Genomic DNA, 24752 nt, shown 5'->3' with positions numbered 1-24752 from the left:
TTTTATTCCTCAATCTGTTTTTTTCTTGCTTGTGTATAAATATCTCTTAAAAATGGATATAAATCTAATGCATCTTTTTTTAAAGACTCATATTGTCCAAGTTTTAATGAGTTTGAATTAACTGCGTTAACTGCTTGAATAGCCATTTGTTGTTCAAAAGTATTTGGAATTTTATATTGCATATCTCCATCACCTGTTATCGTTAATGGGCTAACAAAAGCATCACCAACTAGTCCAGCAATATCTCTTAAATTTGATGGTCCTAAAAATGGTAATACAACATGAAATCCTTCACCAACTCCATAAAAACCTAAAGTTTGACCAAAATCTTCTTTATGTGCATCCATATGAAGTTCATTTGTTGCTGGATCTAAAAAACCTGCCAATCCCCAAAGTGTATTAACCAAAAATCTACCTAATTCTTCAGCAGAATTTTGAAATTTTAGTTGTAATAAATTATTGGTAAGCCTAACTGGAAACATAATATTTTCAAAAAAATTATTAATTCCTATTCGAATTGGCTCAGGTGTAACATAAGCATAACCTTTTGAAATAGGATTTAAAACATAGATAAAAGTTTTGTCATTAAAAGTAGTCATTATTCTATTATAACCACTTAATGGATCAAATATTTCTTCATTATTTGTTGAAAATTCAGAATCAAATTCATTGTCGAAATCATTATTATTAGTATCGTTGCTTTCATTTGCGAAACTAAAAGTTAATAGTAATAGTATAAAAATAAGATTTTTCAAATTAGCCCTTTTTTTTAATAACCCGTATTATATTCTAAATATATAGAAACAATGATTAAGTGTTAATTTACTTATTAAGTATTTATTACAAACTTGATATAATTGCGAAAATTTTGAAAAACAAAATGGAGTTATTATGGGTAGAGCCTTTGAATATAGAAAAGCTGCTAAGATGAAAAGATGGGGAAATATGTCAAGAATTTTCCCAAAATTAGCAAAAGCAATTGAAATGGCAGCAAAAGCAGGTGTTGCTGATCCTGAAATAAATTCAGCACTTAGAACAGCTATTTTAAATGCAAAAGCTGAAAACATGCCAAAAGCAAATATTGATGCTGCAATAAAAAGAGCATCGGGAAAAGATTCTGCAAATTTTGCTGAAGTTAATTTTGAGGGAAAAGGTCCTCATGGAGTTTTAATATTTGTGGAAACTGCAACAGATAATAATACAAGAACAGTTGCAAATGTAAAAATGTATTTCAATAAAACAAACGGACAATTAGTTCCTACGGGTTCTTTAGAGTTCTTTTTTGATAGAAAAGCAATTTTCGAATTTACAAAACCTGCAAATATGGAACTTGAAGAGTTAGAGTTAGAACTTATTGATGCTGGTCTTGAAGAGATTGATGAAGAAGACGGTTTAGTTTTAGCATATTCTAATTATACAGATTTTGGAAATATGAATCAAAAATTTGAAGAATTAGGAATTGAACTTACAAAAGCAGAATTAAAAAGAATTTCAAATAATCCTCAAGAGTTTAGTGAAGCTCAACAAGAAGATATTGGTAAACTAATAGAAAAGCTTGAAGATGATGATGATGTTCAAGCGGTTTATACAAATATAGCTTAAAACTTTTTTCTAAAATATAGGAATTTTCCTATATTTTATTTTTAAGATTTTGGTAATTTCTCAATTACTTTTTTAATATCACTTATCCTATTTGCAGAACTTGGATGCGTAGATAAAAAATCACTTTCATCTTTTTTACCTTCACTCATATTTTCCCAAAATTTCAGAGCTTCATTTACATTATATCCAGCTTGAGCCATTAGATAAATACCAATCTCATCAGCTTCACTTTCTTGCATTCTTCCATAAGGAAGCATTACTCCTACTTGACTTCCAATCCCATAAGTCTGATTAAATAGCCCTTGATATTGAGGAGCAGTTGTACCTAATGCAATATTGCCTACAACTAGAAGACCTTGTTGAACCATAGAAGCACTCATTTTTTCAGCACCATGACGAGCTAATGCGTGAGCTATTTCATGGGAAATCACGGTTGCTAGTTGGTCATCATTTTTTGCCATTTTTAAGATACCTGTATAAACTACAACTTTTCCACCAGGTAAACAAAATGCATTTACAGCCTCATCTTCTACAAGATTAAATTCCCATTGAAAATCACTTCTATTGGCGACTTTAGCTATTCTTGCACCAATTGTTTTTATTCTTGTAGCATCTTTAGTCCCAGTTATAATTTTTGATTGAGATAAAGATTCTTTATATGACTTCTCACCAAGTGCCATTTCATCTTTTTGTGACATAAATATCATTTGAGATCTATTTGTATATGGTGTTTTATAAGCGCAACCAACTATTATAATTATTGTAGTAATTGCTAGAAATATAGTTTTGTTTATTCTCATTTTTTTCCTTTGTTTATAAACTCTAAAATTGTTTGGAACAACTCTTCACTATCTTCATTATTAACAATTACATGATTTTTTGCTTCTATAATTTTTAGGCTTTTATATCTTGATTCTATATTTTCAAATATTTCATGAGCAGAACTTGAATTTACAACAGGGTCATCTTTTCCTTGGATAATTAAAATAGGTTTTTTTATTTTTGGAAGAATTTTTCTTATTTTTATCATCAATAAACTTAGCTGTTCTATTGAAGTTATGTAGTGTTTATTATAATTTACTTCCACATTCTCTGGAAAATTATCTACATATTCTTTTGTATATTTTTCACTATTAAAGGCTTTTACAATATCATTCCAAAATGATATAGCAGGAAGTAGTGTTTTCATTCTTAAATCATTTAAGTGAAGAGCTGCATTTATACAAACAACACTAACAAACTCTTTATAATCTTTTTTTGTACTTAAAAGAGCCAATAATCCACCTGTTGAAAAACCAATTATGTAAATTTTTTTATATTGCAAAGTTGCTATTATTATTGATCTTGAAACAGATTTATACCAATCTTGCCAAATTTTTTCTTTTAAATCTTCAGGAACTGTTCCATGCCCTGCTAATCTTGGTGTTTGAACATTAAAGGCATTTTGATTTAAAAATAAGGCAAGTTTTTCCATTTCTTTTGGACTTGAAGAAAATCCATGAATTGCAATTACACAACTATTTGAATTTGGATTATCAAAATATTTATGTTTTCCAATTTCTATTGGTTTTATGCATTTACGATTTTTAAATCTTTCATGTGAATCTTCAAACTCTTGATTTTCTTCAAATTTTAGAATATCTAAGAGTTTACTATTTATCTCATCTTCATTATATAAAACAAAACTTTTTACAAGATTTACCGCATCTTCTTGAATTAAAATCTCATTTAAAATAACTCTTAAAATATTTTTTAATCGTATAGTATGATGTGTGTAGTTATTTAGTAAAAGGTCTTTATTTATTGAATATCTATTACAATCAATTTCATTAACTTCTAAAATTTTATCATTTAATGCAACTTCTAAAATACTATTAAAAGCTTTGAACTTTTCATAAGAAATTAGATTAATTAAATCATCATTTATATCTTTATCATAAAAAAGTTTCATCTGTTTTATTTCAAAAAAAGTTATATAAATCAATCTTTTAAGATGTTCTATTTTTATCTCTTTTTTTGGGTATAAAAATAGTACTAAAATAAAAATATGATCAAAATTTATGCTTAAAGATTCATATATTTCATTCATAAAATTATGAGTCACTTCATATCTTAATGAATCTATTATTTTTTCTTGACCTAAATTTTTTTTATATAATTTTTCTAAAATTTTTTTTGTAGAAATAGGTTCTAAAATCCTAATTGTGATTTTTGAATTTAAGATTATATTACTTTCTATTTCTAGCTCTTCTTTGAAATTTTCATTCATTGGTTCAAAAAGCTTTGAAACCATATCAACTAAGAAATTTTTTCCTGTTCTCAGATTTGAATAACTTATATTTATAGGAACTATCATTGTTTCATTTTGATTTATGTCTTTACAATCACCAATAAAATATTTTTTACTAAATTCATCATAATTTTCCAGAGTTTTATCAAAGTATTTTTGTCTAAAATACTGAGAAGTCAAAGCAAAAACGGCACTTCCTGTATAAACTCTTTGACAAGCACCATTTATTTTTACACAATAATCATTATTGTCAATTTTTGAAATATCTTTTTCTTTTACCATAATTCCCTCAGGAAAAATCATCCAGTCTTTACAAGAAGTAATTAAATCGCCAATAATATGTTCATTTCTATTTAAAGAGTTTTTTCTCATGGCTCCTAAATTTTCCAAAAAAGTTCCTGCAAAACTTTTAAATAAAGAATCATCAGCTATAACACCAACTTTTTTGTTTGTTATATTGTATAAAGTGTAAGGAACTAACATAGCCTCAGCTCTTGTAAAATGATTTGCAACAAACAATTTAGGATTATTTTTAGGAAGATTCTCAATGCCTTCAATTTCAATATTTGCATTTAAAATCTTCTCTAAAAGACTTAAAACATAACCATTTATATTTATTAGTAAATCATTTTTCTTTATCATCTTTTTTCTTTATACTCATTTGCTTCAAAAGAATCTACGCTAATTACTTCTTGTTTTAAAGCATGAGCTTTTTTCATTTTTTCTATTTCTTCAAATGTTAAAATGTTTTTTTCTAAAAGTTCATTTGTCATATTTTCAAAACTATCTTTTTTGATAGATTCATTTTTGATAGATTCTTTTAGTTTTTTGAAACTTGTTTCACACTCTTTATTTTGTTTTACAGCTTCTTGAATTACATTTAATCTATCCTTTTCATTTGAAGATATAAATAGACTTGAAGTTAAACTTTTTAAATAATCTTGGTTATTTAGATTTTTTACTATTTTTGCATTTAATTTATCTTTTGCTTTTATTGAAAAAGGATTTATTTTTGCAAGAGGAAGTAAAAATCCTATAAAACCAATATTTGAAATAATTTCTTCTCTTGCTATTTGAATTTCATTAAAACAATAATTACAAATATAGTCAACTAAATTTTTATCTTGTTCATTTGGATTATTTTCAAACTCTCTTAAAGTTGCAGTTATCAAATAACAATTTGATAAAATATCTCCAAATCTAGCACTTATATTTTCTCTTTTTTTAAGACTTGGTCCTAAAATTACTAAAGCTAAATTTGTTAAAAGTGTAAATTCAGAACTTACCCAAGTTAGTTTTTGTTTATATCTTTTGAACTCACTTTTTTGAAAATTCAATTTTGCTCTTGTGAAATAATAAATCAAAGATTTACAAAATGCATTAAAAACTAAAGCTATATGAGCAAAAAAAGCCTTATCAAAACCTTTTACATTATTATTTTTTAAAGCAGTTATTTCTGTATAAATATATGGATGAGATTTGATTAATCCTTGTCCAAATTGCATTAAATTTCTAGTTAGAATATTTGCTCCCTCAACTGTAATAGAAATAGGAATTGCAAAATAAGCGTGGGCTAAAAGATTGTTTTCACCTCGGATAATCGCACTTCCTCCCATTACATCCATTGCATCATTTATTACAGTTTTGAATTTTTCTGTTGCATGGTATTTCATAATTGAGTTTATAACTCCTGGTTTTACACCATCATCAATAGCATCTAAGGTGTAATTTCTCGCACTATTTAACATATAAGAAAATGCTGCAATTTTTGCAATTTTTTCTTCAACTCCTTCAAAATAATTGATACTAAGTCCAAATTGCTCTCTAAGTTGAGAGTATGAAGCCACAACATTTAAAGCTAATTTACTTCCACCAAGACTTACACTAGGAAGTGAAATTCCACGACCAATTGATAAAGATTCAACAAGCATTTGCCAACCTTTTCCAATTCCATCTTTTTCACCAATAATATTTTGTATATCAATAACAACATCTTTTCCATAAAGTGGAGAGTTTATAAAAGGAATTCCAAGTGGGTCATGTCGTCTTGAATTATCTAAACCTTTAGTTTTTGAATCAATTACTGCAAAAGTAATTCCTAAATCTTCAATGTCTCCTAATAAATGTTCTGGGTCTTTTAAAACAAATGCAAGACCAATTAAAGTAGCAATATTTCCTAAAGTAATATATCTTTTTTCAAAGTTTAATTTGATTTTTAATTCACCTTTTTTATCTTTGAAAACTACGCCATTTGAAGTTATAGATGTGGCATCACTTCCCGCATTTGGTTCAGTTAAGCCAAAACAAGGAACTTGAATTCCATGAGCTAAATCACTTAAGTATTTATTTTTTTGAGCAAGGGTTCCATGTTTTAAAATAAGTTCAGCAGGTCCAAGTGAATTTGGTACCATTATAGTAATTGCCAAAACTTGTGATCTTGAAACAAGTTTTTCGATTACTCTTGAGTGAGCAGTTGCACTAAATCCCAATCCACCGTACTCTTTTGGAATAATCATTCCAAAAAACTTTTTATCTTTTATAAATTGCCAAACATCAGCTCTTAAATCTCTTTCTTGAAAGATTTCCCAATCAGTAGTCATCTCACAAAGTTGGTTTACTTCATTATCTAAAAAGTCTTGTTCTTCTTTTGTTAAAATGGTAACTTTTTGAGCATTGATTTCTTTGAAGTTTACTTGAGCTTTGAAAAAATCTGCTTCTACCCAATTTGTTCCAGCTTGAAGTGCAGCTTCTTCTGTTGCTGAAATTTTTGGCAATAAACCTTTTTTATTTATAAAGCTTACAAGTTTGCTAGAGATTAGTTCTAATCTTAAAGAAGGAATTAAAAATACAGCTCCAAGAACTATAAATATTGACCAAAAAATAACTTCCACATCACAAAATGCAAAAGAGAAAGCTCCTACTAAAACAAAATAACTGTAAAGAGGAAATGAAAAAAATCCAAAAACTAATATAAGAAATAATAAAACTAACGCTTCCATAATGCCTCTCCTGTTTTAAAATCTTCGTGTTCTTTAACTAATTTAATCAATAAATTAGATGGTGCAAATCTACTTCCATAATCTCTTTCGAATTTTCGTAAAGATTCTAAGATATTTTTTAATCCAACTTCATTTGCATAAGATAATAATCCACCTTTATATGCAGGAAATCCAGTTCCTGTAATTAATGCAAAATCAATGATTGAAGCTTCTGTTACGATATTTTCTTCAAGACATCTTGAAGCTTCATTAATCATAATATAAAGACATCTTTGAACTATTTCATCATCTTGAAAAATCTTATCATTATTTGATAGCATTGAAGTAACATGTTCATTTACATAATCATCTTTTCCATCATATTGATAAAAACCACCAGTTTCACTTTTTTTACCTAGATATTTTGCATCATACATTTTTTCAATTATTGGTGCAACGGGCATTCTATATCCGTACTCTTCATATAAAATTGAAGCAACTTTATATCCCACATCAATTCCAACTGTGTCAGCTAGTTTAAATGGACCCATAGGCATTCCAAACTCTTTTATTAAGTGATCAATATGTTCAATTTTCGAACCTTCACTTAAAATAAACGCAGCTTCATTTAAATAAGGAAGTAAAATTCTATTTACTATAAAACCAGCACAATCTTTTACTAAAATAGGAGTTTTTCCACAAGAAATAAGAAGTTCAAAAACTTTATTGATTGTATCTTTTGAAGTATGTTTTGATGGAATTACTTCAACAAGTGGCATCAAATTTACTGGATTAAAAAAGTGAACTCCTAAAAAATTCTCTTTATTTTTTAAATCAATTCCTAATTTTTCAATAGAAATAGAAGATGTATTTGTAGCAATAATTGCATTATCATTTAATACAGCTTCTAATTGTTTATAAGTTTGTTTTTTTGTTTCTTCGTCTTCAATAATAGCTTCAATAACAAGTTGAATATTTTTGAAACCATCAAATTTATCTGTATAAGAAATTGTATTTAATTTAAAATCCATTTCATTTTTAGTCATTTTTCTTGATTTTACTAGATATTCATAGATTTTTGAAACATCTTTTATTATTCTATGAGCTTGTAAAATATCTCTTAGTTTTATTCGAACATCTTTTAAATATTTTGAAAATAACCAAATAATACCTTTACCCATAACTCCATTTCCTAATACAGCAACATTAGAAATTGGATTTAGAGTTTTTTCATAATTTTTATTTAGTTTTTCAAAAAGAAAAAATAATTTTATTAAGTTTTTTGATTCTTTTGTAACTGCAAGATTTGAAAATTCTTGTGCTTCTATTTTTAAAGCAACATCTAATTCTTTATTTATTGTGTTTTTTATTACATCAAGGGCAATAAAAGGAGCTTTAAATTCAGGACTTATTTTATTTTCTAAATCTCTTAAAGTTTTAGCAAAAACAATTTCATTTAATGGTGGATAGTTTAAAAGATAAAAACTTTTTCTACTTCCAAGTGTTCCATTAATCGCTTTTTGTATAAAATCATTTAACATAAACTCTTTTTGAGCATTATCAAAAATAGCATCTGCAAGATTTATTTTATAAGCTTTTTTTGCATCAATTGCTTTTCCAGTTAAAATTAAATCAAGAGCATTTACAAGACCAATTAATTTTGGAGTTCTAAAAGTTCCTGCAAATCCTGGGAAAATTCCTAGTTTTATCTCTGGAAAAGCTAGTTTTGTTTTAGGATTTGTACTTACAACTCTATAATTACAAGCAAGAGCAAGTTCTAATCCACCACCCATACAAGCACCATTTATATATGCAATTGTTGGGATTTTAAGATTTTCAAGTTTGTTGAATATTTTGTGAACTTCCATTAAAGCATCATATACTTCTTCTGAATTTTTTAATTGTTCAATCTGCTTAATATCAGCACCTGCAATAAAAATATCTTTTTTTGCACTATCAATTAAAAGAGCTTTTATTGTGTGATCATTTTGTACTAAGTCTAGTTTTTCGTCAAACTCTTTTAAAATTTCAAAAGATAATTTATTAATTTTTTCATCTTTTAAATCAAAAGTTATAGTTGCTATATTTTCGTTAATTTCAAATTTTATATTATTTATTAAATTGCTCATATTATATCTCCAATAAAAAAGCAGCACCTTGTCCGCCACCAATACATAGTGTAGCTAATGCTTTGTTTTTGTTTCTTCTTTTTAACTCTTTAAGTGCTGTTAAAACAATTCGAGCTCCACTCATTCCAACTGGATGTCCAAGAGCAATTGCTCCACCATTTACATTTAAAATAGATTCATCAATTTCTCCAAGTGCAGGAGAATTAAAAGTTTTTTGACAAAAATCTTCTGATTTAAAAGCTTCAAGATTTGCAATGATTTGTGCTGCAAAAGCTTCATTCATTTCTATTAAATCAATATCTTTTAAAGAAATTCCAATTTTATCAAAAAGTTTTTTTGTGGCATAAATTGGTCCTAAACCCATTCTATGGGCATCAAGTCCCGCATAAGAATAATCACTTATAAATCCTATTGGCTCAAGATTTAATTCTTTTGCTTTTGATTCAGTACAAACAATCAAACTACAAGCTCCATCTGAAACTTGTGATGAATTCCCAGCAGTTACAGTTCCACCATCTTTTATAAAAATTGGATTTAATTTATTTAAACTTTCAATCGTTTGATTAAATCTTACTCCATCATCACTTGACATTGAAGCATTTTTTGTCATTATTGGATGGATTTCATCTTTAAAAATTCTATCTTCAATTGCTTTTTGAGCTTTTTTATGAGAATTTAAAGCATATTCATCTTGAGCTGCTCGACTTATTTTAAATTCATTCGCCAAGTTTTCAGCTGTAATTCCCATTATTTTTCCAGAAATAGGGTCAGTTAAACCAGAAAGTAATCCAATAGTAGGTTTTAAAAATCTTAATCTAAAAGTAGTTAGAATTTCTAATTTTTCAACTATTGATTTTGAATAGGTAAATTTTGTGATTAAATTTTTGAATTCATCATTATATAGTAGTGGAATATTACTCATCGATTCCATTCCTCCAACTAAATACAACTCCCCTTGATTTGAGTTTATTTTTTCAATGGCACTTGAAATTGACTGCATTCCAGAAGCGCAGTTTCTATGAACCGTATAAGCAGGAATTGATTGAGGAAATCCAGCACGAATAGCCATAACTCTTGCAATATTTGCAGCATTTGCAGGTTGGGCTACATTTCCCATAATTACTTCATCAAATTGTTTATAATCTAAATTATTTCGTAAAACCAACTCTTTTGTAATGATTGAGCCCAAAGTATCAGCACTTATATCATTTAATTTTCCATTTGCTTTTGCGATTGGGCTTCTAAGACCATCTATTACGGCTATTCTTTCTTTCACTTTTTAACTCCTAATACATACTATTTATAATATTTGCGTATTTTTCTTCAATTTTACTTCTACTAATTTTCATAGATGGGGTTAATTCACCTGTTTCTATGGAAATATTATTGGTTAAGATTTTGAATTTTACTATTTTTTCCCATTTATTTAAACTAGAATTCACACTATTTATATGGTTTGAAATATTCTTTAGAATATCATCTTTATTATAATATTCTTCTATTGTTAAACTTTTATTTAGTTTTTTAGCATTTTCATATTTTTCTTTATCTACAAAAAGTAGGGCAGTTGTATATTTTCTATTTTGAGATATTACAACTGCAAACTCAATATATTTATTTGTTGATATTTTTTGCTCAATTTCCACTGCATTTACATATTCGCCAGTTGAAGTTTTGAATATCTCTTTTGTTCTACTTTTTATAAATAAATATCCTTCTTCATCTAAAAAAGCCACATCTCCAGTATGAAGCCAACCCTCAGCATCAATAGTTTTTGCTGTTAATTCTTCTTGATTTAAATAACCAAGCATCAAAGAATCACCACGAACAAGTAGTTCACTGTTTTCCATGATTTTTATTTGCGCACTTGGAATAACTTTTCCACAAGAACCAACTTTGTTTGCATTTGGATAATTTGTAGAAATCACAGGTGAAAACTCGGTTAAGCCATAACCTTGATAAACAGGAACTCCAATATTTACAAAAAAAACAGCTATTTCTTTTGATAAAGGCGCACCTCCACTTATGAGTTTTTCAAGTCTTGAACCAAATATTTCTCTAAATTTTGAATAAACTATTTTGTCATAAATCTTAAATAAAATAGAATTCTTATTTAAATTTTCTTTTAAAGCATAAGCAAAAGCAAAAGAAGCGATTACTCTACTAATAAAAGGTTTTTGCGAAATTTGTAATTTGATTTTATTAAATATTTTCTCAAGAAGTCGCGGAACTGCTGTTATAATTGTAGGTTTTACAACTTTTAAAAGATTTGCAACATTTGAAATATCATCAATAAAATAGATACTAATCCCACGACTCAAATAATAACTCATAACAGTTCGCTCAAATATATGAGCCAAAGGAAGAAGTGAAAGTGCAACTTCTTCTTTTGGTAAATCTATAAGTTTATTTATATCATGAAGTTGTGAAACTATATTTTTATGGCTTAACATTACACCTTTTGGCGTTCCTGTGTTTCCACTTGTGTAAATGATTGAAAATAAATCATCAGGATTTGCATCAAAAGAAGTAAATCCCGTAGAATCACAAATTTGTTTTCCAATTACTAAAATCTCATCAAAGTTATAAAAATTAGGCTCTTTTATACAAAAATTGTGAGTTATAAAAGTAAGATGAGAATTTTTTTCTTCAATATCTTTGAGTCTTTCTTGTGAATCAATAAACATAAATTTCATCGAAGAATCTTTTATTTCAAAATTAAGATTTTCACTAGAGATATTGGCAAAAATAGGAACACTAATAGCTCCTACTTGTAAAATAGCAAAATCAAAAATAAGCCAAAAAGGTGAAGAATTAGCAAAAATACCAACTTTATCACCTTTATGAATACCCAAATCTTTCAAAGCAAGACTTAGACAAATAACTTTATTTTTAAAATCATTTGTTGAAATATTTTTATATTTCCCATTTGATAAATAGTTTAAAAAATACTCATTATTGTAGTTGCCTGAAATATGTAAAAAAAGTTCACTATAGGTTTTAAAGTTGTAATTTTGCATTTAATTTCCTACTCTTTATCTAATCTCATATCTTCAAGAACTTCTAAAATATCTAAAGCATCTTCTTCACTTAGATTATTGTTTGCAATATCAAGTTCAACTTCATCAAAATATGTTTTCATCTCTTCAAGATATTTTAGTTCATCTTTATCATCTTTTGAACAATTTCCACTATCGATTATGTCCATAATCTCTTCTAAATTTTCATCTAATTCAGGGATTAAATCTTCTTTTAGTATTTTTGCTAGTTTTTCTATATTTGACATTTGTTTTCCTTGTTTTTTAAATTCTTTTATTTATAACTTTATAACATAATATCCGACAAAATCTACACATATTTCATTATTTTCAATTATTTTAGATTCTATTTTAATTGAAGCACTTTTTTTTGTAAGTAATTTCTCTTTTAATATTTGTATTTCTTCAGTTGAAGGTTTTTTTGTATGACAAATTATATCTTTAGTTACAGGTTTTCTAAAGCTTGTTTCATTTTTAATAATCACAATATTATTAGAATTAAAACCCAACTCTTTAGAAATAAGCCAACATAAACTCCATCCTGAAATAATACTCAAAGTAGATAAACTTCCACCAAAAGCTGTACCTTTGTCATTTATATTAATTTCTAAAGAAGCAGTTGTAATTAATTCTTGATTATTGTAGTTTTGGATTTTTATTTCCATTATTTTTGTAAGAGGAATCTCATTGTGCAGTTTATTTTGAAGTTCTTTTATCATTATTTACTCTTAAATTTTAATTAGTTACTTAAGTTGGAATATTACTAAAAACTAATTGAACAAATAATAAATACTTTGTACAGAAATTGTACATTTATATTTTATATTTAGCAAAAAAACGAAAATAAAGAATAAATAAAATCCTGATAATAAGCTTAACTGTAACTTTTTAAGACATAAAAATAAACTTGTACAATTTTTTGCAAAACTTGTACAAGTTTATTTTTCTCTTTATGATATAATTTAGGAAACTTTCTAAAATAAAAGAGGAGATAATTATATGAGTTTATTAGCTAATTATAAAGCACACACGCAAGAAAGACTTAATGAAGGTGGTTTACCTGCATTACCTTTAACTGCTGAGCAAACTGTTGAATTAGTAGAATTACTAAAAGCTAACCCAGTTGTTGAAGCTGATTACTGTTTAGATTTATTTACAAACAAAATCAATCCAGGTGTTGATGATGCTGCTTATGTTAAAGCTGCATTTTTAAACGACATTGTTCAAGGAAAAGTTTCTTGTTCTGTAATTTCAAAAGTAAAAGCAATTGAAATTTTAGGAACAATGATGGGTGGATTTAATGTTACTCCACTTGTTGAAGCATTAAAAATTGCTGATGTAGCTGATGCTGCTGCAAAAGAATTAAAAAATACTATTTTAGTTTATAACTCATTTAATGAAGTTAAAGAATTAATGGATGCTGGAAATACAAAAGCTAAAGAAGTAATTGAATCATGGGCAAATGCTGAATGGTTTACTAACAAACCAGCTTTAGAAGAAGAAATGACTCTAACTGTTTATAAAATTCCTGGTGAAACAAATACAGATGATTTATCTCCTGCAACTGTTGCATTTACAAGATCTGATATTCCATTACACGCAACTGCAATGTTACAATCAAGAATGGAAAAACCATTAGAAATGATGGAAAAATTAAAAGAAAAAGGTCATCCTTTAGCTTATGTTGGTGATGTTGTTGGAACTGGATCTTCAAGAAAATCAGGAATCAACTCAGTTCAATGGCACATGGGTAGAGATATTCCAGGTGTTCCAAATAAAAGAACAGGTGGAGTTGTTTTAGGTTCTATTATTGCTCCAATTTTCTTTAATACAGCAGAAGATTCAGGTTGTTTACCAATCGAAGCTGCAGTTGATGCTTTAGAAACTGGTGATGTAATTACAATTAAACCATATGCTGGTGTAATTGAAAAAAATGGTGCTGTAGTTTCTAAATTTAATTTAGCTCCAAATACATTAACAGATGAAATGAGAGCAGGTGGAAGAATTCCATTAATTATTGGAAAAGGATTAACTGCAAAAGCTAGAGCTGCTTTAGGTTTAAATGCATCTGATAAATTTGTTACTGCATCTCAACCAGCTGCAAGTACAAATGGTTATACTCAAGCACAAAAAATGGTTGGTAGAGCTTGTGGTATTGCAGGTGTTAAACCAGGTATGTATGTTGAACCAATTTGTACAACTGTTGGATCACAAGATACAACTGGACCAATGACTAGAGATGAGATTAAAGAACTAGCTGCACTTTCTTTTGGTGCTGATATGGTTATGCAATCATTCTGTCATACTGCTGCTTATCCAAAACCAGCAGATATTAAATTAAGACATACTTTACCTGAATTTATTTCTTCAAGAGGTGGAGTTACATTAAGACCAGGTGATGGTGTTATTCACTCATGGTTAAATAGATTATGTTTACCAGATACTGTTGGTACTGGTGGAGATTCTCATACAAGATTCCCAATTGGTATTTCATTCCCAGCTGGATCTGGTCTTATCGCATTCGCAGGTGTTACAGGTATGATGCCTTTAACAATGCCTGAATCTGTATTAGTAAGATTCAAAGGTGAAATGCAACCAGGAATTACTTTAAGAGATTTAGTTAATGCTATTCCTTACCAAGCTATTCAAGATGGTTTATTAACTGTTGAGAAAAAAGGTAAGAAAAATATTTTTGCTGGAACAATTATTGAAATTCAAGGTTTACCAGACTTAAAAGTTGAACAAGCATTTGAATTATCAGATTCAGCAGCTGAAAGAAGTGCAGCAGCTTGTTCTGTTCAATTATCAAAAGAACCAATTATTGAATATCTATCATCAAACATTGCTTTAATTGAAAAAATGATTGAAGAAGGTTATGAAGACGCTAAAACTCTTCAAAGAAGAGCTGATAAAATGAAAGAATGGATTGCAAACCCAGAGTTATTAACTCCTGATGCAGATGCTGAATATAAAGCTATCATTGAAATCGATTTAAATACAATTACTGAGCCAATCTTAGCTTGTCCAAACGATCCAGATGATGTTGATACATTAACAAACATCAACAATGACCCAAAAAGAATTAAAAAAATCGACGAAGTATTCGTAGGTTCTTGTATGACTAATATTGGATTATTCAGAGCTTTAGGTGAAGTACTTAAAGGTGAAGGTGAAGTTCCTGCTAAATTATGGGTTGCACCACCAACAAAAATGGATAAAGAGCAATTAACTGAAGAGGGTTACTATTCAATCTTTGCAGCAGCTGGTGCAAGACTTGAAATTCCTGGATGTTCTTTATGTATGGGTAACCAAGCACAAGTTTCTGAAGGTGCTGCTGTATTCTCAACATCTACAAGAAACTTTGATAATAGACTAGGAAAAGGTTCTCAAGTTTATTTAGGTTCAGCTGAAGTTGCTGCTGTTACTGCACTTTTAGGAAGATTACCATCTGTTAAAGAATATATGGAAATTGTACCTAAGAAAATTACAGAGAAAAACAAAGATGGTGTTTATAAATACTTAAACTTCCACCAAGTTACATCTGCACAATTAACTAATTTAGTTCACTCTTAATAGTTATTTATTGAATTTAAAAACCGAGGTCTTAGTATCTCGGTTTTTTTATTTCTTTGTGTTGATAATAAAAAAAATTATAGTTTAAAGAAGAAAATATGTTCAAAAAAAATATATGTTTAATTGCAATTCTTGCATTATTCTCAGGTTGTGTTCAAAAAAATGTTCAAAATGAAACATATGATTTATCAAATCATTGGTTTAATGTTGAAAATTTAAATAATAATAAAGTTATTTTAAATAAGAATTTTACAGAACAATTTAATGATGGAGATAAAACAAGTAGTTATATTGACTATAAAGTTTACAAAAAAAGTAAAATAAACTTAAATCAAATAGAACGATATAGTTTTTTTGAGGATATAAATAAAGAAAATTATAAATCAATGATTTCTAAAGAACATGCTGATTTAAAGTATGATATTTCTATAAATGAAGTAAAAAAGAGTTTAGCAATAGATGAAAAACAAAAATCTATTTACAAAAGAAATATCAAAATTAATGATAAAGTGATTGAAGAAAATGATAAAGATGGGAAATCATTAGTTTGTTCATTTTCAAATTATTATGAAAATATGAATACAAAAGATAAAATCAATGAGTTCTTTAAAGCAAAATACTCAACAAAAGACAATAAATATAAAAATGTTATGGAAATAGTATGTAAAGATAATGCAGTTGATGGTGAATATTATGTTTATATGGCTAAAAATATCGGAATTATTCTTTTTATGAAAAAAGATATAGATGATGGTAGTTCAGAAGAAACTTATTCAATTCTTGATACTCAAACAATTATGGAATAGGCTTCTATTTAATTTTAATAGGTAATAAACTTAAAAAACTCAAAGCTTCTGGAAGAGAAAATAAAGCATTTTGTAAATCATTTTGCTTTGGGTCTATAAGATAATTTTTAGAAGTTTCAAAATTTGCTTTTTTTAAATTATTATTTGAAAAAACAGTTTGTTCTAAATCACAATTATCAAAAAGAGCATTTTCCAAATTACAATCTTCAAAACCTGTATCTTTTATCAAAGAGTTAATAAACTTCATTTTTCGTAAATCCAAACGATGAAAAGAGTTTTGAGAAAGATTAGATGAATCAAATATCACATCAAATGGTTCTTCACAAGAACTCCAACTAAGTCCAATAAGTCTTGAATTATCAAAAGTAACATCATTAAAAGTACAGTTTTTCAAAACACTCAAAGATAAATCACAAGATATAAAAGTACATTCAGTAAATTTACAATTATAAAATTCAGCTTTTGTAAAGTCACATTTTATAAAAGTGCAGTCATCAAAATATATAGAATCTAAATTTTTGTCATTATATTCAATAAATTCTTCTTCCCAATAATCATTTGTTGTAAACATATAACTCTTTTTTTTGATTGGATTTTATCGTATTTTAAATAAATTCTAATTGATGAAATTTTCATAAAATAATATTGACAATTATATGTAATTATTATACAATTCTTAATATTAGTTTAAAAGGATTAATTATGGTAATAGTAAATTCACAAGTCAGTCTTTATTCTAAAACTCAATTTAACTTTGAACATTCACAAAGTACATCTATGCAACTTCATTATGGAGAAAAAAACGATACAAATAAAAATGATGTTGCAGTTGTTTTGAATTTACAAGAATCTTATTCAAACATGATTCAAAGTAGTCGTGCTGTTTATGATTATGAAGATAATCTTAGCATTGAAGACCGTTTAAAAAAGATATTGATCGAAATATTATTGGGACAAATTAATGGTGATAAAAAAAATGTAAGTTTATATCCAAATAAAAAGTCCAATATAAATAAAGGTGATTCTGTACTAAATACAATGAATCCTTATAAACAACAACAAAGAAATAATAATGAACTAAAAGCTATTGTTTTTAATACACAAGAGCAATATTATCAAAAACAAAGCGTAGATTTTTCTTCTTCAGTGAAAATTAATACACCGACTCAATCATTTGATATGAATTTGAAACTCTCTTTTTCTCAAGAATTTTATAAATCTCAAAGTACTCAAATTATAATTGGAGATAAAAATTTTATTGATCCATTGGTGATTAATTATGATGAAGATATTAATCCTTTTGATAATATTAGTAATCTTCATTTTGCATTTGATTTAGATAATGATGGAACTACAGAAATGATTCCACAACTTAAACTAGGTGCTGGTTTTTTAGCTTTAGATAAAAACGAAAATGGAAAAATCGATAATGGAAGTGAATTATTTGGACCAAATACAAATAATGGTTTTGCTGAACTTGCTTTATATGATGATGATAAAAATAACTGGATAGATGAAAAAGATGCTGTTTTTAATAAACTAAAAGTTTGGAGTTTTGATGAGAATGGCAACTCTTCTTTAGTTTCACTTATTGATAGAAATGTAGGTGCAATTTATTTAGGAGATGTGCAAAGTGGGTTTAAATATCAAAGTGCGATAGATAAAACTAATGCAGTACAAAAAAGCAATGGTATTTTTGTGAAAGAAGATGGTTCTGGTTTAGGAGTTATTAACTCAATAGATGTAGTTGTTTAGCATAATTAATAGTGGATTCTTATTTATAATTAGCTAAAATCCACAAAAATAAAAGGAAATCTTTTGACAAAACCACTTAATCTTTTTACTGCAACTTTTATAGCAATAATTGCAGTTTATCTTTTTATATTTGGGGAAAACAAGACTATTGAACTAATAGAAATGGAATATCTTTATATCTTAGGTTTAATTCCTCTTGGATTTATTTTTTTATATTATAGATTCAAATTAAAAGATTATGAGATAATTGATTTTAATAAAAATGTCAAATTTTCTTTTAGTTCATCAGTTGTTTTTTTTATTATTTTTCAGATTGTGGATTATATTCAAGAAGATGGATTTATTGGGATGATTTCTCAATGGTTTTTTTATTGGGTTATGGGAATAATTGCTTTGTTTTTAATGGAAATTATTAACTATTATAAAAATTATAAAGTTCATTGTTTATAAAATTCATACCTTATTAATCTTAAATGTATTATTATTGAAAAAATACATTTAAGGAATAAAAGATTTCTACTAATAAAGAAAATAAAAAAGATAATATCATTCAAAATGCTTTAAAACTTTTTTCACAAAAAGGTTTTTATAATACAACGATTCCAGATATTGCAAAAGCTATGAGCATGAGTGTTGGAAATATGTATAACTATTTTTCATCAAAAGAAGAACTTGCAAAATTTGCTATAAAATACTCTACAAATATTCTAGCTGTTGAATTAAAAGAAATTAATAATATGGATATAACTTCAAAAGAAAAAATATATTTATTTGTAGATAAATATTTAGAAAATGTTCAAAAATCACCTGAGGTTATAGAATATTTTTTAAGGGTTTATTTGTCAAATAGAGAAGTATTCAAGCAAGGTTGTGAAGGTTTTTTATGTGTAGGAGAATTTGTAACAGAAGTTATGATTTTATTAGAAGAGGGTGCAAGTAAAAAAGAGTTTAGAGAACAAGATTTTTTCCCGGCATTTGCCATGATTATGGGATGTTTAGGTGGATTTGCTTTTTTAAGTGGAGAAAATGTCTTAGATAAAGATTTACTTTATTATTCAGATGCTGTTGCTCAAAATATATATCGTGCTTTGAAGTATGACAACTAAAAAACCAACTGTTGTTTGGTTTACTGCAATTTCATGTAATGGAAATACACATTCATTATTAAGTGCAAACTCAAGTAGATTTGAACTATTTTTAAATAGTTTTGATTTTATTTATCATCCAAGTTTAACTATTGATAAATCTCTTGAAGATATATTAAATCAAGAAGAAAAAATTGATTTTTTATTAATCGAGGGTTCTATTTCTTCTCATAGAGATTTTTTTACAATTTGTGACGATTCAACTTTTAATCATCTGAATAAATTAGCATCAAAAGCAAACTATATAATTGCAGTTGGTTCTTGTGCCTCTTATGGTGGAATTCATTCTAAGTTTGTTCAAAATGATGATATTTGTAGTATAAATGAAGCTATTAATAAAGATATTTTAGAAAACCTAAAACATAAAATTGTAAATTTAACTGGTTGTCCTGTTCATCCTGAATGGATTTTACAAACTTTATTTACTCTAAAAACTTTTGGAGAAATTGCTTTAGATGAAATTGGACGACCAAAGGAACTTTATAGTACTTTGGCTCATCATGGATGTACAAGGAATGAATATTTTGAGTGGAAAGTTGAGGGTAATTTTGGACAAAAAGAAGGCTGTTTATTTTATGACCAAGGATGTCGTGGTCCTATGACACATAGTTCTTGTAATAAAATTTTATGGAATGATATTAGTTCAAAAACAAGAGTTGGAATGCCTTGTATTGGATGTACAGAAATTGATTTTCCGAGAAATGATATGTTAGAAACTAAAAAAAATATAGGAATACCGTATGAAGTTCCGTTAGGAATTTCAAAAAGAGCATATTTAAGTATGACAGGAGTTGCAAAAACTTTTAGAATTGACAGACTTCATAAAAAATTGATGGAGTAATAGTGAAAACAATAGATTTAGTTGAAAGAATCGAGGGTGAAGCAAAACTTCATTGTACATGGGAAAATAATAAAGTAAAAGATGCTCGAATTGATTTTTTAAATTTTAGAGGCTTTGAATATATTTTAGAGGGGAAATCACCCTTGGATGCTTTGGTTTATACTCCAAGAATTTGTGGAATTTGTGGACAAGCACATTTAAAAGCAACAGTTGATGCTTTGGAAAATATTTATGAAAATATAAATGAAAAATTACAAATCACACAAAAAGCAAAACTATTAAGAGAAATTGGTTTAAATATTGAGATAATTGATTCTCACTTAAAATGGTTTTATATGTTTATTCTTCCTGATATTATAAAACTAGATTCAAATGATTTAGGAATTTATGCACCAATAAAAGGTTCACGATGGATGGAAGCTCAAAAAAGTGCCAGTGAAACTATAAAAGCTTTAGCAATAATTGGTGGACAATGGCCACATACTTCATATATGCTTCCAGGTGGAGTGATGAGTGATCCTACAAAACTTGATTTAGTTATGATGCAAAACTATTTACAAACAGCAATTAGTTTTTTTGAAAAATCTATTAGTGGAGTTAGTTTAGAAAATTATTTGACTTATGAAAGTGTGGATAATTTAGAAAATTTGGGTGCTGATTTAAAATATTTTAAAGATTTATCATTTAAATATTCACTTGAAATTTATGGAAAGTCTCATAATAGGTTTATAACTTTAGGGGAATCAAGTCTGTTTAAAAGAGGAAAAATAAAACAAAGATTAGTTAATAAATTGGATTTCTCAAAAATAGTAGAAGATAGTAGTTACTCTTTTTCTATTAATAAAGAAGAAAATAATTCCCAAAAACATACTTGGTCAAAATCTGTATCTTATGATGAAAGTTTTTTTGAAACAGGTCCACTCTCACGGGCAATTATTTCAAATCGAAAATTTATAAAAGATATACATAAATCTTTTGAAGATTCAGCTTTTACAAGAGTAATGGCACGAATGGATGAAATGGCGTTTTTGCTTTTTGAAACAAATAATTTAATTTCTTTAGTTGATGTTTCAGAGCTTTCACATATAAAACCAAAATATTCGTTAAAAGATGTAGAAAATGCTAAAGCAATAGCTGTTGTAGAAGCTTGTAGAGGTTCTTTATTACATAATATAAGTATAGAAAAAGGTTTAATAAAATCTTATGATGTAATAACACCAACAGTTTGGAATTTAGGTCCAAAAAATAAAACTCAAAAAGGAATAGCACAAAAAGCAATTATTGGAACGCCTTCTATTGAAATTGCTAAAATTGTGTTAAGAAGTTTTGATGTTTGTTCTGTTTGTACTACTCATTAACGAATAACTATTCATAAAAAAGTGTATATTTGTAACAATATAAAAAAATAATTAATTTTCAATTCACTTATATACTTTTAGAACTAACATAATAATAAACACCATAAAATCATATGATTATTAAAGCTATATAAAACAAATAGCTATAAAGCTATCTTAATGCTATTTTCAAGAATATGTACTTAAGAAAAGAATAAGTTTTATGCAGATATTTTACAATTAAGTAAATGAACATTCATTTTTATAAGGGAGAAGTATATGATTGATTCGCAAGAAATGGTAAAAAAAGTTTTTACACAAAAATCAGGAAGAATTGAAACAAATAAGGGTGAAGAATATTATAACTCTTTATTTGAAAAAGTAAAAAATCGTTTATCGATATTAAAAGCGCAACCAGCACTTAAAGATGTTGATATGATGGATATTATAGAAAGTGAAGGAGTAAATAGAAGAGATTTTATGAAGTGGGTTAGTGCTACAACTGCTACACTTATGCTTCCTCCTATGTTTGCTCCACTTGTTGCGCAAGCTACTGAACTTATGAATAGAGTTCCAGTTATTTGGATTGAGTTACAAGATTGTGCCGGAAATTCAGAAGCACTTTTAAGAAGTGCTGCTCCAACTGTTGATGACTTATTATTTGATGTATTAAGTTTAGAGTATCACGAAACTCTACAAGCTTGTGCTGGACATGATGCGGATAGACAACTAGAAGAAGCTGCACATCTTTATAAAGGTAAATATTTACTTTTTGTTGAAGGTGCAATTCCTATGGCTATGAATGGTCAATATGGAACAATTGGTGCTATGGGTGAAACTTTCCACGATCATTTAATAAGAATGGCAAAAGATGCAGCAGCTATTGTTGCTGTTGGTACATGTGCAACATTTGGTGGAGTTCCAGCCGCTGCTCCAAATCCAACGGGTGCTGTGGGAGTTATGGATATTGTAAAAGGTAAACCAATTATTAATATTCCAGCCTGTCCTGCTAATCCTGCAAATATGGTTGGAGTGGTTTTACATTATGTATTAACAGGACAAATTCCTGAACTTGATTCACTTTTAAGACCTAAATTTGCATTTGGTTATAGAATCCATGATAACTGCGAGAGAAGAGCTCACTTTGATGCTGGTGAATTCGTAGAAGAGTGGGGAGATGAGGGAGCTAAAAATAACTTCTGTTTATATAAAGTTGGATGTAAAGGTCCAATGACTTTTAATAACTGTTCAATCATAAGATATAACGAAGGTACAAACTGGCCAATTGGAGTAGGACGAGGTTGTATTGGATGTTCTGAGCCTGATTTTTGGGATAAATATGCCTATGAAAGACCAATGGCAGATGCAAAAATCAAAGCACCAACGGGTGGAGTTGAGAAAACTGTTGATGAGTTTGGTTTAGGATTATTAACTGCAACTGCGGTTGGTATTGGAGTTCATGCTGTGGCATCAGCAATTGCTGGTAAAAAATCAAATGAAGGGGAAGAAAAATAATGGCAAAAAAACATTTAGTAATAGATCCAATTACAAGGATAGAAGGACATCTTAGAATCGAAGCAATCATAGATGAAAATAATGTTGTAGTGGATGCTTTTTCTTCTTCGACTATGTTTAGAGGAATTGAAGAGATTTTAAAAGGAAGAGACCCAAGAGATTGTGGTTTATTAGCAATGAGAATTTGTGGAGTTTGTACAGGAACTCACTATCAAAGAAGTATTGAAGCAGTTGAGCATGCTTTTAAAATTACAATTCCTAAAAATGCAAGATTAGTAAGAAATCTTATTCAAGGTGCTTTATATTTACATGATCATATTGTTCACTTTTATCATTTACATGCACTTGACTGGGTTGATATTACAAAAGCTTTAGAAGCAGATCCTAAAAAAACTGTAATAGAAGCTCAAAAATGGGCGGCTCTTTCAGGACATAAACCATGGAATGCAAATGAAGATGTATATACAGCTGTTCAAGAAAGAGTTACAAAATATGTAAAACAAGGAAGACTAGGAATCTTTGGAAATGCCTATTGGGGTTCAAAAGGATTTAAATTAACTCCTGAGCAAAACTTAATTGGACTTTCTCACTATTTAGATGCTTTAGAATTACAAAGAGAATTAGCAAAAATGATGGCTATTTTTGGTGGGAAAAATCCACATCCACAATCATTTGTTGTAGGTGGAGTAACTTGTGTTCAAGATATTAAAAATCCTGCAAGAATTGCTCAATTTAAACAAATTTTAAAAAGAGGTCAGAAGTTTGTAAAAGAAGCATATTTACCAGATGTTTATATGGCTGGAACTATGTATGCGGATGAAGCAATAGAAGGAATTGGTGGAGGAATCGGAAACTATATGTGTTATGGTGGATTCAATCTTGATGATTTACCTTTTTATGAATCTGCTAAATTATTCCCATCAGGAATTGTAAAAAATAGAGATTTAACAAAAGTATTTGAAATTGATCAAACAAAAATTACAGAAGATGTAACTCATGCTTGGTATGAGGGAACTACAAATTTACATCCTTATGAGGGTGTTACAAAACCTGCATATACAGGATTTGGAAAAAAAGAAGATAATATTGCTTATTTAGATACAAATAATAAATACTCTTGGATTAAATCACCACTTTATGATGATGAAAGAATGGAAGTAGGACCACTTGCAAGGATGATAGTTGGAGTTGCAAAGGGTGATGAAAGAATTTCTAAATATGTAACAACATTTCTAAAAAATGGAAACTTACCAATAAAAGTTCTATTTTCAACAGTTGGAAGAACAGCTGCACGAGCAATTGAGAGTGAACTAATGGCTGATGTTATGTTGGAATGGGTTGATGAGTTAGCTTCAAATGTTGCTCATGGAGATTTATCAACATGGACTGAATTTAACTTTGATAATGTTTCAAAAGATGCGCAAGGTTTTGGAATGGAAGAAGCTCCAAGGGGTGGATTAGGGCATTGGATTAAAATCAAAGATGGAAAAGTAGCAAACTATCAAGCTGTTGTTCCATCAACTTGGAATGCAGCTCCTAGAGATTACAAAGGAAGAATGGGTGCTTATGAGTCATCATTAATTGGTACAAAAGTAGCAAATCCAGATCAACCACTTGAGATTTTAAGAACAATTCATAGTTTTGATCCTTGTATTGCTTGTGCTGTGCATATTATTGATACAAATGGTAAAGAATTAGGTGTTTATAAAGTAGATCCAATTGGAGGAACAAGTCGTGCCTAAA

General features: G+C 28.0%; 20 protein-coding genes. 10 read left to right on the top strand and 10 right to left on the bottom strand.

Going from position 1 to position 24752, the window contains the following annotated elements:
• Positions 1–2 precede the first annotated feature (2 nt).
• Positions 3–755 (bottom strand): MlaA family lipoprotein, encoded by a 753-nt coding sequence (locus B0174_RS00295; RefSeq protein WP_108557639.1) that lies wholly within the window; start codon positions 753–755, stop codon positions 3–5.
• Positions 756–891: 136 nt separating this feature from the next.
• Here B0174_RS00295 and B0174_RS00290 point away from each other — a divergent pair, with 136 nt between their 5' ends.
• Positions 892–1602 carry a YebC/PmpR family DNA-binding transcriptional regulator gene (locus B0174_RS00290; RefSeq protein ID WP_108557638.1) on the top strand — a complete coding sequence of 237 codons (711 nt, stop codon included), beginning with the start codon at positions 892–894 and terminating at the stop codon, positions 1600–1602.
• Between the two features lie 41 nt (positions 1603–1643).
• On the opposite strand, the gene B0174_RS00285 is transcribed toward B0174_RS00290, so the two are convergent.
• From B0174_RS00285 to B0174_RS00250, 8 genes are read right to left on the bottom strand one after another with little or no spacing between them, the layout of a single operon-like run.
• A complete protein-coding gene (locus tag B0174_RS00285; RefSeq protein ID WP_108557637.1) occupies positions 1644–2402 on the bottom strand; it encodes a M48 family metallopeptidase in 759 nt (252 codons plus the stop codon).
• The gene (locus tag B0174_RS00280) at positions 2399–4534 is read right to left on the bottom strand and encodes an alpha/beta fold hydrolase (RefSeq protein ID WP_108557636.1); all 2136 of its coding nucleotides are present in this window, start codon (positions 4532–4534) and stop codon (positions 2399–2401) included. The genes B0174_RS00285 and B0174_RS00280 overlap by 4 nt, the downstream gene beginning before the upstream one ends.
• On the bottom strand, positions 4531–6891 hold the full coding sequence (locus B0174_RS00275) for an acyl-CoA dehydrogenase (RefSeq protein ID WP_108557635.1): 2361 nt from the start codon (positions 6889–6891) through the stop codon (positions 4531–4533). Before B0174_RS00275 ends, B0174_RS00280 begins: the two co-directional genes overlap by 4 nt.
• Positions 6879–8999 carry a 3-hydroxyacyl-CoA dehydrogenase NAD-binding domain-containing protein gene (locus tag B0174_RS00270; RefSeq protein WP_205663477.1) on the bottom strand — a complete coding sequence of 707 codons (2121 nt, stop codon included), beginning with the start codon at positions 8997–8999 and terminating at the stop codon, positions 6879–6881. The genes B0174_RS00275 and B0174_RS00270 overlap by 13 nt, the downstream gene beginning before the upstream one ends.
• Position 9000: 1 nt before the next feature.
• The gene (locus tag B0174_RS00265) at positions 9001–10275 is read right to left on the bottom strand and encodes a thiolase family protein (RefSeq protein ID WP_108557634.1); all 1275 of its coding nucleotides are present in this window, start codon (positions 10273–10275) and stop codon (positions 9001–9003) included.
• Positions 10276–10285: 10 nt separating this feature from the next.
• Positions 10286–12019, bottom strand: coding sequence for an AMP-dependent synthetase/ligase (locus B0174_RS00260; RefSeq protein WP_108557633.1), 1734 nt, complete (start codon positions 12017–12019; stop codon positions 10286–10288).
• An 8-nt stretch (positions 12020–12027) separates the two neighbouring features.
• Positions 12028–12285: a hypothetical protein gene (locus tag B0174_RS00255; RefSeq protein ID WP_108557632.1), complete on the bottom strand. Its 258-nt coding sequence runs from the start codon at positions 12283–12285 to the stop codon at positions 12028–12030.
• A 30-nt stretch (positions 12286–12315) separates the two neighbouring features.
• Positions 12316–12756: a YiiD C-terminal domain-containing protein gene (locus B0174_RS00250; protein WP_108557631.1), complete on the bottom strand. Its 441-nt coding sequence runs from the start codon at positions 12754–12756 to the stop codon at positions 12316–12318.
• 280 nt (positions 12757–13036) lie between these two features.
• Here B0174_RS00250 and B0174_RS00245 point away from each other — a divergent pair, with 280 nt between their 5' ends.
• Both B0174_RS00245 and B0174_RS00240 read left to right on the top strand, forming a co-directional pair.
• On the top strand, positions 13037–15610 hold the full coding sequence (locus tag B0174_RS00245) for a bifunctional aconitate hydratase 2/2-methylisocitrate dehydratase (protein ID WP_108557630.1): 2574 nt from the start codon (positions 13037–13039) through the stop codon (positions 15608–15610).
• A 98-nt stretch (positions 15611–15708) separates the two neighbouring features.
• Complete coding sequence (locus B0174_RS00240; protein ID WP_108557629.1) at positions 15709–16416, top strand: hypothetical protein; 708 nt, start codon at positions 15709–15711, stop codon at positions 16414–16416.
• A 4-nt stretch (positions 16417–16420) separates the two neighbouring features.
• Here B0174_RS00240 and B0174_RS00235 read toward each other — a convergent pair whose 3' ends face one another.
• On the bottom strand, positions 16421–16987 hold the full coding sequence (locus B0174_RS00235; protein ID WP_108557628.1) for a pentapeptide repeat-containing protein: 567 nt from the start codon (positions 16985–16987) through the stop codon (positions 16421–16423).
• A 131-nt stretch (positions 16988–17118) separates the two neighbouring features.
• Here B0174_RS00235 and B0174_RS00230 point away from each other — a divergent pair, with 131 nt between their 5' ends.
• From B0174_RS00230 to B0174_RS00200, 7 genes are all read left to right on the top strand, one after another.
• Positions 17119–18171: a hypothetical protein gene (locus tag B0174_RS00230; protein ID WP_108557627.1), complete on the top strand. Its 1053-nt coding sequence runs from the start codon at positions 17119–17121 to the stop codon at positions 18169–18171.
• A gap of 63 nt (positions 18172–18234) precedes the next feature.
• On the top strand, positions 18235–18621 hold the full coding sequence (locus B0174_RS00225; RefSeq protein ID WP_108557626.1) for a hypothetical protein: 387 nt from the start codon (positions 18235–18237) through the stop codon (positions 18619–18621).
• Positions 18622–18683: 62 nt separating this feature from the next.
• Positions 18684–19277 carry a TetR/AcrR family transcriptional regulator gene (locus tag B0174_RS00220; RefSeq protein ID WP_108557625.1) on the top strand — a complete coding sequence of 198 codons (594 nt, stop codon included), beginning with the start codon at positions 18684–18686 and terminating at the stop codon, positions 19275–19277.
• Positions 19267–20157, top strand: a complete 891-nt coding sequence (locus B0174_RS00215) for an NADH-quinone oxidoreductase subunit B family protein (protein WP_108557624.1) — start codon at positions 19267–19269, stop codon at positions 20155–20157. The genes B0174_RS00220 and B0174_RS00215 overlap by 11 nt, the downstream gene beginning before the upstream one ends.
• A gap of 2 nt (positions 20158–20159) precedes the next feature.
• Positions 20160–21515 (top strand): nickel-dependent hydrogenase large subunit, encoded by a 1356-nt coding sequence (locus B0174_RS00210; protein WP_108557623.1) that lies wholly within the window; start codon positions 20160–20162, stop codon positions 21513–21515.
• Positions 21516–21773: 258 nt separating this feature from the next.
• Complete coding sequence (locus B0174_RS00205; protein WP_108557622.1) at positions 21774–23009, top strand: hydrogenase small subunit; 1236 nt, start codon at positions 21774–21776, stop codon at positions 23007–23009.
• The gene (locus B0174_RS00200; protein WP_108557621.1) at positions 23009–24751 is read left to right on the top strand and encodes a nickel-dependent hydrogenase large subunit; all 1743 of its coding nucleotides are present in this window, start codon (positions 23009–23011) and stop codon (positions 24749–24751) included. Before B0174_RS00205 ends, B0174_RS00200 begins: the two co-directional genes overlap by 1 nt.
• The last annotated feature ends 1 nt before the right edge of the window (position 24752 follow it).

This window comes from Arcobacter caeni (assembly GCF_003063245.1).
Taxonomy (GTDB): Bacteria; Campylobacterota; Campylobacteria; order Campylobacterales; family Arcobacteraceae; genus Aliarcobacter; species Aliarcobacter caeni.
Note: the sequence above shows the minus strand (reverse complement) of the source record. Positions and strands in the feature narration are given on the sequence as shown.

What these genes read in the sequence shown, in the direction of transcription:
- B0174_RS00280 (WP_108557636.1), bottom strand. Translation starts at nt 4,534, where the DNA reads ATGATAAAGAAAAATGATTTACTAATAAATATAAATGGTTATGTTTTA.
- B0174_RS00275 (WP_108557635.1), bottom strand. Translation starts at nt 6,891, where the DNA reads ATGGAAGCGTTAGTTTTATTATTTCTTATATTAGTTTTTGGATTTTTT.
- B0174_RS00240 (WP_108557629.1), top strand. Translation starts at nt 15,709, where the DNA reads ATGTTCAAAAAAAATATATGTTTAATTGCAATTCTTGCATTATTCTCA.
- B0174_RS00255 (WP_108557632.1), bottom strand. Translation starts at nt 12,285, where the DNA reads ATGTCAAATATAGAAAAACTAGCAAAAATACTAAAAGAAGATTTAATC.
- B0174_RS00205 (WP_108557622.1), top strand. Translation starts at nt 21,774, where the DNA reads ATGATTGATTCGCAAGAAATGGTAAAAAAAGTTTTTACACAAAAATCA.
- B0174_RS00200 (WP_108557621.1), top strand. Translation starts at nt 23,009, where the DNA reads ATGGCAAAAAAACATTTAGTAATAGATCCAATTACAAGGATAGAAGGA.
- B0174_RS00290 (WP_108557638.1), top strand. Translation starts at nt 892, where the DNA reads ATGGGTAGAGCCTTTGAATATAGAAAAGCTGCTAAGATGAAAAGATGG.
- B0174_RS00250 (WP_108557631.1), bottom strand. Translation starts at nt 12,756, where the DNA reads ATGATAAAAGAACTTCAAAATAAACTGCACAATGAGATTCCTCTTACA.
- B0174_RS00245 (WP_108557630.1), top strand. Translation starts at nt 13,037, where the DNA reads ATGAGTTTATTAGCTAATTATAAAGCACACACGCAAGAAAGACTTAAT.
- B0174_RS00215 (WP_108557624.1), top strand. Translation starts at nt 19,267, where the DNA reads ATGACAACTAAAAAACCAACTGTTGTTTGGTTTACTGCAATTTCATGT.
- B0174_RS00260 (WP_108557633.1), bottom strand. Translation starts at nt 12,019, where the DNA reads ATGCAAAATTACAACTTTAAAACCTATAGTGAACTTTTTTTACATATT.
- B0174_RS00285 (WP_108557637.1), bottom strand. Translation starts at nt 2,402, where the DNA reads ATGAGAATAAACAAAACTATATTTCTAGCAATTACTACAATAATTATA.
- B0174_RS00230 (WP_108557627.1), top strand. Translation starts at nt 17,119, where the DNA reads ATGGTAATAGTAAATTCACAAGTCAGTCTTTATTCTAAAACTCAATTT.
- B0174_RS00270 (WP_205663477.1), bottom strand. Translation starts at nt 8,999, where the DNA reads ATGAGCAATTTAATAAATAATATAAAATTTGAAATTAACGAAAATATA.
- B0174_RS00235 (WP_108557628.1), bottom strand. Translation starts at nt 16,987, where the DNA reads ATGTTTACAACAAATGATTATTGGGAAGAAGAATTTATTGAATATAAT.